General features: G+C 73.4%; 10 protein-coding genes and 1 riboswitch. Of the genes, 2 read left to right on the forward strand and 8 right to left on the reverse strand.

Going from position 1 to position 11,791, the window contains the following annotated elements; all coding sequences use genetic code 11:
- Positions 1-31: 31 nt before the first annotated feature.
- Positions 32-778, forward strand: coding sequence for a VOC family protein (locus tag OG553_RS07375; protein ID WP_405978222.1), 747 nt, complete (start codon positions 32-34; stop codon positions 776-778).
- Between the two features lie 9 nt (positions 779-787).
- Here OG553_RS07375 and OG553_RS07380 read toward each other — a convergent pair whose 3' ends face one another.
- From OG553_RS07380 to OG553_RS07395, 4 genes are all read right to left on the reverse strand, one after another.
- Entirely contained in the window at positions 788-1,438 is a 651-nt protein-coding gene (locus OG553_RS07380; protein ID WP_405978223.1) for a thymidine kinase, read from the reverse strand.
- A 62-nt stretch (positions 1,439-1,500) separates the two neighbouring features.
- A complete protein-coding gene (locus tag OG553_RS07385; protein ID WP_405978224.1) occupies positions 1,501-2,706 on the reverse strand; it encodes an alkaline phosphatase family protein in 1,206 nt (401 codons plus the stop codon).
- Entirely contained in the window at positions 2,706-3,302 is a 597-nt protein-coding gene (locus tag OG553_RS07390; RefSeq protein WP_405978225.1) for a DUF5998 family protein, read from the reverse strand. Before OG553_RS07390 ends, OG553_RS07385 begins: the two co-directional genes overlap by 1 nt.
- A gap of 47 nt (positions 3,303-3,349) precedes the next feature.
- Positions 3,350-6,136: a GNAT family N-acetyltransferase gene (locus OG553_RS07395; RefSeq protein WP_405978226.1), complete on the reverse strand. Its 2,787-nt coding sequence runs from the start codon at positions 6,134-6,136 to the stop codon at positions 3,350-3,352.
- A 210-nt stretch (positions 6,137-6,346) separates the two neighbouring features.
- On the opposite strand from OG553_RS07395, the gene OG553_RS07400 reads away from it, so the two are divergent.
- Complete coding sequence (locus OG553_RS07400) at positions 6,347-6,628, forward strand: HPr family phosphocarrier protein (protein WP_007267025.1); 282 nt, start codon at positions 6,347-6,349, stop codon at positions 6,626-6,628.
- A gap of 223 nt (positions 6,629-6,851) precedes the next feature.
- Here the strand turns inward: OG553_RS07400 and OG553_RS07405 are convergent, their stop codons facing one another.
- From OG553_RS07405 to OG553_RS07420, 4 genes are all read right to left on the reverse strand, one after another.
- The gene (locus tag OG553_RS07405; protein WP_405978227.1) at positions 6,852-7,517 is read right to left on the reverse strand and encodes a GntR family transcriptional regulator; all 666 of its coding nucleotides are present in this window, start codon (positions 7,515-7,517) and stop codon (positions 6,852-6,854) included.
- A 181-nt stretch (positions 7,518-7,698) separates the two neighbouring features.
- Positions 7,699-8,502 (reverse strand): M23 family metallopeptidase, encoded by an 804-nt coding sequence (locus OG553_RS07410; protein WP_405978228.1) that lies wholly within the window; start codon positions 8,500-8,502, stop codon positions 7,699-7,701.
- A 12-nt stretch (positions 8,503-8,514) separates the two neighbouring features.
- Positions 8,515-8,674: riboswitch (cyclic di-AMP (ydaO/yuaA leader) on the reverse strand.
- 217 nt (positions 8,675-8,891) lie between these two features.
- Positions 8,892-10,259 carry a M16 family metallopeptidase gene (locus OG553_RS07415; RefSeq protein ID WP_405982982.1) on the reverse strand — a complete coding sequence of 456 codons (1,368 nt, stop codon included), beginning with the start codon at positions 10,257-10,259 and terminating at the stop codon, positions 8,892-8,894.
- Positions 10,260-10,279: 20 nt separating this feature from the next.
- Entirely contained in the window at positions 10,280-11,632 is a 1,353-nt protein-coding gene (locus tag OG553_RS07420) for a M16 family metallopeptidase (RefSeq protein WP_405978229.1), read from the reverse strand.
- Positions 11,633-11,791 lie beyond the last annotated feature (159 nt).

An 11,791-nucleotide genomic window follows, 5' to 3' on the forward strand; every position in this document is an offset into this window, starting at 1 on the left:
AACGTTCGGCGCACCCTGTTGGGTCAGCCTCATGGCCCGCGACCTCGACGCGGCGAAGGAGTTCTACAGCGCGGTCCTCGGATGGGAGTTCGGCCCCGCCCACCTCGGCGAGGCCTTCGCCGTCGGCTTCGCCTCCGGGGTCCCGGTGGCCGGGATCGGCGCGCTGCCCCCGACGCTCAGCATCCCCGTCGCCTGGACCCCGTACTTCGCCGTGGACGACGCCGACGTCACCGCCGCACGCATCCGGGAGCGCAGCGGGACCGTCGCCGTCGGCCCCCTGTCCTTCGGCACCGGCCGGGCCGCGCTCGCCTCCGACCGGGACGGCGCGGTCTTCGGGATCTGGCAGGGCGAGGCCATCCCGGACTGGGGCATGGGCGGCGAGGCGGCGCCGGCCTGGCTGGAGCTGCACACCCGGAACGCCTTCGACGCGGCCATCTTCTACGGCGAGGTCCTGGAGTGGGCCTGCGACCACGCGGGCTGCTGCGAGGTCGCCTACGTGGAGGAGGACGACCGCATCCTGCTCCGCCGCGCGGGCCGGACCGTGGCCCGCCTGCACGGCGGCACCCTCGCGGAGGCCCCCGACCCGCACCTCAGGCCCCGCTGGCGCGCCCACTTCCGGGTCCCCGACCTCGACGCCGCCGCGGAGGCCGCCACCGCCCTCGGCGGCAGCACCGTCCCCGCGGCGGACTCCGGAACCTTCCCCCACGAGCGCACCCTGCGAGACCGCGACGGCGCCACGTTCAGCATCGTCGGCCCGACGGCGCCGGGCCGCTTCTGAGGGGCCGAGCTAGGCGTTGTTGACCGGGAGGACGTCCGGGGAGAGGCTGCCCGCGCGGGCGGAGGCGGAGGTCATCAGGCGGCGGTGGTGACGGCGGCACAGGACCTCGTAGCCGATCTCCTCCGCCGGGCGGTTCACGTCGCCGACCACGACCTGCGCTCCCTCGACCACCATCTGCCCGCCCACCGTACGGGCGTTGTGGGTGGCGCGGGCGCCGCACCAGCACAGGGCCTCGACCTGGAGCTGCTCCAGGCGGTCCGCCAGCTCGATGAGGCGCTGGGAGCCGGGGAACAGCTTCGTGCGGAAGTCCGTGGTGATGCCGAAGGCGAACACGTCCAGGCCGAGGTCGTCCACGGTCCGGGCCAGCTGGTCGATCTGCTCGGGCGCCAGGAACTGCGCCTCGTCGACGATGACGTAGTCCGCCTTGCCGCCCTTGGAGAGCCGGTCGACCAGGTACGCGTACAGGTCCATGCCCTCCCCCGCCTCGACGGCCTCCGTGACCAGGCCGAGGCGCGAGGAGATCTTGCCCTCGCCGGCCCGGTCGTCGCGCGTGAAGATCACGCCCTGGAGGCCGCGCGCGGAACGGTTGTGGTCGATTTGCAGAGCCAGCGTGCTCTTTCCGCAGTCCATCGTTCCGGAGAAGAACACCAGCTCGGGCATGGGAGGTACGGGACCTTTCGGGTCAGGGTGGGAGGAGAGGGGCGGGGCGGGAGCGGGGGCGGTCAGGTGCGGATTTCGAGCAGCGGGACCAGCTGCTCGGCCGCGGTCATCGAGCCGTGCATCCCGGTGAGCGCCGACTCGTTGGGCTCGTTGCGGGAAGCGGTGATCGCGACGTCGGCCTGGGCCGCGGCGATCACGTCGCCGATCCGCCCGAGGACCCGCTCGTCGCACTCCCCCGGCGTCCCGAACCAGCCCAGCGCCAGGGCCTCTTCGCGGCTCGCGACCCAGAACCGGTCGCCGAGCACCTCGCGCCACACGGTCAGCACGTCGGCCTCGGCACCCGGCACCGCGTAGACGTGCCGGGCCCGGCCCTCGCCGCCGAGCAGGGCCACGCCCGCGCCCAGCTCCCAGTCCTCGTCGAAGTCGATCCGGGAGTCCTCGTCGAAGGGCACGTCGACCATGCCGTGGTCGGAGGTGACGTACAGGGCGGTGCGCGGCGGCAGCTGCTCCGCGAGGCGCTGCACGAGCCGGTCGACGTACATGAGCTGGCCGCGCCAGGCGTCGGAGTCCACGCCGTGCCGGTGGCCGGCGCCGTCGAGTTCGCTGAAGTACGTGTACACGAGGGAGCGTTCGCCGCCCGCGAGCTGGATCGCCGCGAGGTCCATCCGCTCCTCGCCGGTCATCCGGCCGTGGAAGGTGCCGCCGCTGAGCGCGATCTTGGTGAGCGGGGTGGTCTGGAAGTTCGGCGCGGACACCTGCGCGGTGTGCACCCCGGCGGCGTCGGCGAGCTGGAACACCGTCGGGTACGGCTGCCAGGGCTTCGGCGGGGTCCACGGGTGCCAGCGGAGCTGGTTCATCAGCTCGCCGGAGGCCGGGTTGCGCACGGCGTAGCCGGGCAGGCCGTGCCGGGCGGGGGGCAGGCCGGTGCCGACGGAGGCGAGGGAGGTGGCCGTGGTCGCCGGGAAGCCGGAGGTGATCGGCAGGCCGGTGCCTCCTCGCGAGCTCGCGAGGAGGGAGGTGAGGAACGGGGCCTCGTCCGGGTGGGCCTTGATCTGCTCCCAGCCCATGCCGTCGACCAGGAACACGCAGTTCCGGTCGGCCGGCGCCAGCTCGGTGATCCCGGCGGTGAGGCCGGGTACGCCCTGGCCGGCCGCGAGGGTCGGCAGCAGGTCGGCGAGGGAGCCGGAGCCGTACTGCGGGACCGGGGCGCCCGCGAGGTCGAGCGGTTCCGGCTCGTCCTGCCAGTTCGACGGTACGGAGTAGGACATCAGCGGGCGGGACCGGAGGTTGCCGCCGTCGCCTCGCTGAGCGCCTGCGCGAAGACCAGCGCCTGGCGCACCGTCTCGGGGCCGTCGCCGGCCTCGCTGACGCGCAGGCTCAGGTCGTCGGCGGTGGAGTTGCCGGTGTAGCCGTGGTCGGCGTCGCAGTTCTGGTCGCCGCAGGCGGCGGGCTCCAGGTCGATGCGCGAGACCGCTCCCCAGCCGATGGTCAGGACGACCTCGCGGGGCAGCTGGCCGGGCGTGTACGACTCCGGGTTGGCGACGACGCGGCTGAGCACCACGGAGGAGATGCTGGAGAGCTTCACCGACTCGGTGGAGGTGGTCGCGTACGGGGACGGCGACCCGGCGTCGGCGGCCTGCTCGTCGGTGTGGCTGACGATGAACCGGTTTCCGGTCAGGACCAGCACGGTGACGTGCCGGCGCACCTCGTTGGAGTCGAAGGTGGTCTCCTGGTGGACCAGGTACGACGAGATCGGCTCGCCGCCCACCGCGGCCTCCACCGCCTCGGCCACGAGGGCCGGGTAGTAGCCGCTGCGCTCGATGGCCGCGCGCAGTCCCTGGGTCGTCGTACCGGATTTCGCCATGAGGTCCATCCTAAGGCCCGTACGGGCTCCCCCTGCCTGCCGTGCGCTCAGTAGCTCGGCAGCGTGCGCGGGCCGAGGTCGGTCCGGGCGGGCGGGTGGGCCACCCGGACGGTGGCGCTGAGGACGGAGAGGCCCTCGGTGGCGACGACGACCGGCTCCAGCGAGATCCCGGTCACTTCCGGGTGGTCGTCCAGCAGGCGGGACAGCCGCAGCAGCAGCTCCTCCAGGGCGGGGGTGTCGACGGGGTCGCTGCCGCGCCAGCCGAAGAGCAGCGGGGCGGCGCGGATGGAGCGGATCAGGGCGGCGGTGTCCCGGTCGGTGGCCGGGACCAGGCCGTGGGCGGTGTCGCCGAGCAGCTCGGAGGGGACCCCGGCGAGGCCGAAGGAGAGGACGGCTCCGGCGGCGGGGTCGACGGTGGCGCGGACGACGGTGTCCACTCCGCGCGGGGCCATGGCCTGCACCACGGGCTGCAGCTCGGCCGGCTTGCCGAAGGCTTCGGTGAGCTCCTCGTACGAGCGCCTGAGCTCGGCCTCGGTGGTGAGGTCGAGGCGTACGCCGCCCAGGTCGGCGCGGTGGCGCAGGTGCGGGGCGGTGGTCTTGAGGGCGACCGGGTAGCCCAGGACCCGGGCGGCGCGGACGGCGGCGTCGGGGCCGGGGGCGGGGAGGGTGGGCAGCACCCGGATCCCGTAGCGGGCCAGCAGTTCGCGGGCGTCGGCCTCGTCCAGGGTCAGCGCGGCCCCCTCCTCGACTCCCGCGAGCAGGGTGGCGAGCCGGGCGGCGGCACCCGCCTCGTCGATGTCCTCGTACTCGGGGACCTGTCCGGTCTCGGCGTTGTCCCGGCGCCACCGGGCGTACCGCACGGCTTCGGCGACGGCCTTCACGGCGCGCTCGGCGGCCGGGTAGGCGGGGATCCGGCCGGCCCCGTCCAGGGGGTGCGGGGCGCCGCCGCCGGGGACCTCGGCGGGCGGCGGGGGCGAGGCGGGGGGCGTGTCGCCGGCCGCGGCGGCCAGGGCTTCGACGAGGTCGCCGAGTTCCACGTGGACCACGGCGACGGGCTTGCCGGGGACCTCGGCGACGGCCTCCCGCAGCGCCTGCGCGAGGTCGTCGGCGAGCCGGCGGTCGCTCACGGACGGGATGGCGGTGACGACGACGGCGTCGCAGTCGTCGGAGGCGAGCGCGGCGCGCAGGGCGGCCCGGAAGTCGGCGGGGCCGGCGGCGGTCGTCAGGTCGAGCGGGGGCAGTGGCCGCAGTCCCTCGGTCAGGCAGGCGTCGTAGGTGAGGACGCCGAGGGACTCGGAGTTGCCGAGGATGGCCACCCTGGGCCCGGCCGGCAGCGGCTGCCCGGCCAGCAGCAGGCCGACGTCGACCAGCTCGGTGACGGTGTCGACGCGGATGACGCCGGCCTGGCGGAGCAGCTCGGAGACGGTGGCCTCGGGGAGCCGGGTGCCGGGGACGACGTGTCCGGCGGGGGTGTGGCGGCCGCCGAGGGCGACGACGACGGGCTTGGCGGCGGCGGTGCGGCGGGCGAGGCGGGTGAACTTGCGCGGGTTGCCGAGGGTTTCCAGGTACATCAGGGCGACTTCGGTGGCCTCGTCCTCGTACCAGTACTGGAGGATGTCGTTGCCGGAGACGTCGGCCCGGTTCCCGGCCGAGACGAAGGACGACAGCCCCTCGCCGCGCCGCAGCAGGGCGGACAGCAGGGCGATGCCGATGGCCCCGGACTGGGTGAACAGGCCGATCGGGCCGCGGACGGAGGCGGGGGCCGGGGCGAGGCAGGCGTTCAGCTCCACCTCCGGGGCGGTGTTGATCACCCCGAAGGCGTTGGGCCCGATGAGCCGCATCCCGTACGAGCGGACCTGCCGCACCAGTTCGCGCTGGCGGGCGAGCCCGGCGGGGCCGCTCTCGCCGTATCCGGCGGACAGGACCACGAGCCCCTGCACCCCGTGCTCGCCGCAGGCGGCCACGGCGTCGGGCACCCGGTCGGCGGGGACGGCGATCACGGCGAGGTCGACGGGGGCGCCGATGTCGGCGAGGCCGCGGTAGGCCCGTACGCCTTCGAGGAGGTCGCCCTCCATGCCGGGGGCGCGGGCCTCGTTGACGGCGTAGAGGTGGCCGCGGAAGCCGCCGTCGCGCAGGTTGCGCAGGGCGGTGGCGCCCACGCCCGCGCCGGAGCGGCTGGCGCCGATCACCGCGACGGAGCCGGGGGCGAGGAGGCGCTGGACGGAGCGGGCCTCGGCGCGCTGCTCGCGGGCGCGCTGGACGGCGAGGGACTCGGCGGTGGGTTCGAGGTCGAGGGTGAGGTGGACGGAACCGTCCTCGAAGCTGCGCTTCTGCTGGTAGCCGACGTCCGTGAACACCTTGATCATCTTGGTGTTGGCGGGCAGCACCTCGGCCGCGAACCTGCGGATCCCGCGTTCCCGGGCCACCGCGCCGATGTGTTCCAGGAGGGCGGAGGCGACCCCGCGGCCCTGGTGGGCGTCCTGGACCAGGAAGGCGACCTCGGCCTCGTCGGCGGGGGCGGAGGCGGGGCGTCCGTCGGGGCCGATGCGGTCGAAGCGGACCGTTCCGATGAACTCACCGCCGATGGTCGCGGCGAGGCCGACCCGGTCGACGTAGTCGTGGTGCGTGAAGCGGCGGACGTCGCGGTCCGAGAGACGGGGGTAGGGCGCGAAGAAGCGGTAGTACTTCGACTCGTCCGAGACCTGTTCGTAGAAGCTGACCAGGCGGCCCGCGTCCTCGGTGGTGATGGGGCGGATCCGGGCGGTGCCGCCGTCGCGCAGCACGACGTCCGCTTCCCAGTGGGCCGGGTACGAGGGGTCCGACGCGGTGGTCATGGGGCCACCTTAAGGGGCGGTCCGGCCAGGTGTGCGAGTGCGGTGGGCGGCCCGCCCGGCGCGTGCGCGGCGAAGACGGCGCACCGGGGCGAACCGGTGCAAGCTGGGGAGGGTCGAACGGCAGTGGACAGGGGCCGAAGGTCGGTCCGAGCATTCCGGACGGCGTGAGAGACTGGTCTAGACAACCCGTAGAACCTGAAGGGCATCACCATGGCAGAGCGCCGCGTCAACGTCGGCTGGGCCGAGGGCCTGCACGCTCGTCCCGCCTCGATCTTCGTCCGGGCGACGACCGCCTCCGGAGTCCCGGTGACCATCGCGAAGGCCGGCGGCGACCCCGTCAACGCCGCGTCGATGCTGGCGGTCCTGGGCCTGGGCGCCCAGGGCGGCGAGGAGATCGTCCTGGCTTCCGACGCCGAGGGTGCGGACGCCGCGCTCGACCGCCTCGCGAAGCTGGTCGCCGAGGGCCTCGAGGAGCTCCCCGAGACCGTCTGACCCTTCGGGTCCGGTAGACCGGAAGCCGCAGTCCCCACCACCCCGGGGGCTGCGGCTTCCGCTTTTCCCCTTCGGGGATCCGGTCGGTGCACCCGGTCGGGAAATCCTGGAATTCGGATTCGGCGTGAGGGGACCGGGCCGCGGTCGCGCAAAACGGACGGGAATTCCACCGGCGTCCGGGACGGACGGTTCCGGGATATCCCTCCGTTGTATACGGGAATTGTTAATTCGGAGCGCTCGCCGTGTTTACGGCAGGTTGCGGATTCCTCACCCGCGGCCGGTGCGCCCCGGCCGACCGCTGCGCGTGCAGCGCGGTCAGCGCCCTGGCCCGCTCCGCGTCCCCGCGCGCGACGGCGTCCACGATCGCGGCGCGCTCGGCCCAGCACTCCGCGGGCTGCGCGGGGGCCTCGACCGCGTACATCCAGGCGATCTTGTGCCGGGTCTGGGTCAGCAGGGCGATCAGCCCCGGGCTGGCCGAGGCCTGGGCCAGCGTCTCGTGGAACCAGCTCCCCAGGGCGCGCAGGTCCTCCCCCTGGGCCCGCCCGGCCCGTTCCCGGCCCAGCCTGACCAGCCCGCGCAGCACCTTCAGGTGGCCGTCGGTACGCCGGCGGGCGGCCCGGGAGGCGGCGAGCGGCTCCAGCAGCGTCCGCAGCTCCAGGAGGTCGGCGGCCTCCTGCTCGGTCGGCTCGGCAACGCAGGCGCCCGCGTGCCGCCGCGTGGTGACGAAGCCCTCGGACTCCAGGGTCCGCAGCGCCTCGCGGACCGGCACGCGCGAGACCCCGTAGCGGCGGGCCAGCACCTCCTCGGTCAGCCGGCCGCCCGGCCCGAAGAATCCGGAGACGATATCGTCGCGGATCGCTGTGCACACCGCGTGCGCCGGAATACGCAAGGCCGGACCTCCGCTGGTTTCGGTTCGGTTTATCGTGGCCGTTCCGCGACTCTATGGCAACAGGCGACGGATTTCCGAGCGGGTCGGCGAACAAGGCCGGAAACAGGGGCGGAAATACGGAGAAGGCCCCGGCTCTGTGAGCCGGGGCCTTCTTCGGTGAAGCGTGCTGTGTGCCTGCGGGTCAGATGCCCACGCCGTGGCTGCGCAGGTAGGCCAGCGGGTTGATGTCCGTGCCGTACGTGGCGCCGGTGCGGGCCTCGAAGTGCAGGTGCGGGCCGCTGGAGTTGCCGGTGGAGCCCGACAGGCCGATCTGCTGGCCCGGGGTGACCGTTTCGCCGGCGGAGACGCTCAGCGAGTCCAGGTGCCCGTACTGGGTGTACGTGCCGTCGTTGTGGCGGATCACGACGTTGTTGCCGTAGGCGCCGCCCCAGCCGGCCTCGACGACGGTGCCCGCGCCCACGGCGTGGACGGAGGTGCCGGAGTCGGCGTGGAAGTCGATGCCCGTGTGGCTGCCGGAGGACCACATGCCGCCGCCCGCGCCGTACTGGGTGCTGACGTACGAACCGTCGATCGGGGAGACGAAGGTGTTGAGGCGCTTGCGGGCCTCTTCCTTGGCGGCCTTCTCGGCGGCCTCGCGCTCGGCCTTCTCCTTGGCCTCGGCGGCGCGCTTGGCCTCGGCTGCCCGCGTCTTCGCCTCGGCCTCGGCCTGGGCCTGCGCGGCCACGGCCTCGGCGGCGCTCTGCTGCGTCGCGGCCTGGACCTCGATGTCGTCCTGCAGACCGTCGGCGACGACGATCGCGTTCTGACCGGTGTCCTCCATGGACGGAGCGCTGCTGTTGTCCGCCGCGAAGGCCGGAGCGGCCAGGGTGCCGACCACGCCCGTGGTGGCGAGGGCGGCGACGCCGGCGAAGCCGGCGGTCTTGCGGCTCAGACGGCTGGAACCACGGTGCTTACCAGAACCGGCGGCACGACTGCCAAACGCCATGAAGGGGGTGATCCTTTCCTTCCCTCTCGCCTACCGGGTTAGCTGACGGGTTCGGAGCAGGAAGGTCTCCTACGGGCCTCCTCTTGCGAGGGGGTCCGATTCACCCCAGGGACGCATGTGGGTCCCCGGCTCCCCAGGCTCGCGCCTGACGGGGACTCGGCGATCGCTGTCCGGTGCCGCGGGTGCGGCGGTTACAAACTGACGAACAGCACGGCCGACGCTAGGCGGATCATCAGTCAATCGCCAAACAGACGAGCGGTTTTGTTGCGTACGCCACACCGCATACCTGCAACCACACCACTAAACGGACAAAGGGGGCTCCGGTGGGCGTTCCACCGGAGCCCCCTGGAAACGGGCCGGACACCGGCCCGTCTCGGGCCTCGCGCCGCTCAGTTGGAGACGACGGTGACCTCACCGATGCCGAGGGCCAGGACGGGCTCCTCGATCTGCGCCGCGTCACCCACGAGGATGGTGACCAGACGGTCCACCGGGAAGGCGTTCACGACCGCCGAAGTGGCCTCCGCCGTACCGGTTTCGGCGAGCCGCGCGTACAGCCGCGCCTGGTAGTCGTCCGGCAGCTCCTGCTCGACCTGGTCGGCCAGGGTGCCGGCGACGGAGGCGGCCGTCTCGAACTTCAGCGGGGCCACGCCCACCAGGTTCTGCACCGCCACGTCCCGCTCGGCGTCGGTCAGTCCGCCCTCGGCGAGGGTGCGCAGCACCTTCCACAGGTCCTCCAGCGCCGGACCCGTGTTGGGGGTGTCCACCGAGCCGCTGATGGCGAGCATCGAGGCGCCCTTGCCGTCGGCGGTCGAACGCAGCACCTGCCCGAAGGCGCGCACGCCGTAGGTGTAGCCCTTCTCCTCGCGCAGCACCTTGTCCAGGCGGGACGTGAGGGTGCCGCCGAGGCAATAGGTGCCGAGCACCTGCGGGGCCCAGACGATGTCGTGCCGGTCCGGCCCGATCCGGCCGATCAGCAGCTGCGTCTGGACGGCGCCCGGCCGGTCCACGATGACCACGCGGCCCGTGTCGTCGGCCGTCACCGGCTGGACGGGGCGGGCCGCGGCGGTGTCGCCGGTCCAGGCGCCCAGGGTGTCCGCCAACAGGGCGTCCAGGTCGATGCCGGTCAGGTCGCCGACGACCACCGCGGTGGCGGTGGAGGGGCGTACGTGGGCCTCGTAGAAGGCGCGTACGGCCCCGGAGTCGATCCGCGCGACCGTCTCCTCGGTGCCCTGGCGCGGGCGGGACATGCGCAGCGTGGCCGGGAACAGCTCCTTGGAGAGCTCCTTGGCGGCGCGGCGCTGCGGATTGGCCAGCTCGTGCGGGATCTCGTCGAGCCGGTTGCGCACCAGGCGGTCGACCTCGCCGTCGGCGAAGGCGGGCGCGCTCAGGGCCTCGGCGAGCAGGGCGAGCGCCTTGGGCAGCCGGGAGGCCGGAACCTCCAGGGAGACCCGCAGACCCGGGTGGTCGGCGTGCGCGTCGAGGGTGGCGCCGCAGCGCTCCAGCTCGGCGGCGAACTCCTCGGCGGAGTGCTTGTCGGTGCCCTCCGACAGGGCGCGGGCCATGATGGTGGCCACCCCGTCGAGACCCTCGGGCTCGGCGTCCAGCGGCGCGGCGAGGTTGACCTCGACCGCCACCACCTGCTGGCCGGGGCGGTGGCAGCGCAGCAGGGTCAGGCCGTTGGGGAGCGTGGAGCGCTCCGGGGCCGGGAAGGCCCACGGCTTCGCCTCGCCGGCCTGCGGCCGCGGGTGGAAGGTCATCGTGACGGCTGCGGTGTCGCTCACTGCTCCGCCCCCTCGTTCTCGTCGTGCTGCTCGGTCTCGTGGGCCTCGGCGCCGGCCAGCGGCTCGTAGACCAGTACCGCGCGGTTGTCGGGGCGCAGCCGGGCCGCGGCCACGGCCTGCACCTCCTCGGCGGTGACGTCCAGCACCCGCTGGACGGCGGTCAGGGCGAGCTGGGGGTCGCCGAACAGCACCGCGAAGCGGCACAGTTCGTCCGCGCGGCCGGCCACCGTGCTCAGCCGGTCCAGCCACTCGCGCTCCAGCTGCGCCTGCGCGCGCTCCATCTCCTCGGTCGTCGGGCCCTCGGCGGCGAACCGCGCGAGCTCCTCGTCGACGGCCGCCTCGATGGCGGGCACCTCCACGCCGCTGGAGGTCTTGACGTCCAGCCAGCCCAGCGAGGGCGCACCGGCCAGGCGCAGCATGCCGAACCCGGCCGCCACGGCCGTCTGGTCACGGCGTACCAGGCGGTTGTGCAGGCGGGAGGACTCGCCGCCGCCCAGCACGGTCAGCGCCACGTCGGCGGCGTCGCACTCGCGGGTGCCGTCGTGCGGCAGGCGGTAGGCGGCCATCAGCGCGCGCGCCGGGACCTCCTCGACGATCTCCTCGCGCAGCTGCCCGCCCATGACCTCGGGGAGCGAGCCGTCGCGCGGCGGCTGCTTGCCGTCGTGCGCCGGGATGGTGCCGAAGTACTTCTCGACCCAGGCGAGGGTGCGCTCCGGGTCGATGTCGCCCACGACCGACAGGACGGCGTTGTTGGGCGCGTAGTACGTACGGAAGAAGTTGCGCGCGTCCTCCAGGGAGGCGGCGTCCAGGTCGGCCATCGAGCCGATCGGGGTGTGGTGGTACGGGTGGCCCTCCGGGTAGGCGAGGGCGGTCAGCTTCTCGAACGCGGTGCCGTACGGGACGTTGTCGTACCGCTGGCGGCGCTCGTTCTTGACGACGTCGCGCTGGTTCTCCATGGACTCGTCGTCCAGGGCGGCCAGCAGCGAGCCCATGCGGTCCGCCTCCAGCCACAGGGCGAGCTCCAGCTGGTGGGCCGGCATCGTCTCGAAGTAGTTGGTGCGCTCGAAGCTGGTGGTGCCGTTCAGCGAGCCGCCGGCGCCCTGGACGAGCTCGAAGTGCCCGTTGCCCGGTACGCTCGCCGAACCCTGGAACATCAGGTGCTCGAAGAGGTGAGCCAGACCGGTCCGCCCCTTGACTTCGTGGCGCGAGCCGACGTCGTACCAGAGGCAGACGGCGGCGACCGGAGTGAGGTGGTCCTCGGACAGCACCACGCGCAGGCCGTTGGCCAGCCGGTGCTCGGTCGCTGTCAGGCCGCCGGAGCCGGCCTGAGCTGTGGCCGTGTGACCCATGGGCATGTGGTCCCTTCGATCGCGATGCAGAGATTTCTGTCAGACCTGCCACTGTATGCAAGCGCACCGACGGCCGGATAAGTTCCCGGGTCACTCCCGCCGACTCCGTACGGGGGACCCCCGGGGTCGGAGTCGGCGTTGTCGGTGCCTCGGGCCACA

The organism is Streptomyces sp. NBC_00158 (genome assembly GCF_045160885.1).
GTDB lineage: Bacteria > Actinomycetota > Actinomycetes > Streptomycetales > Streptomycetaceae > Streptomyces.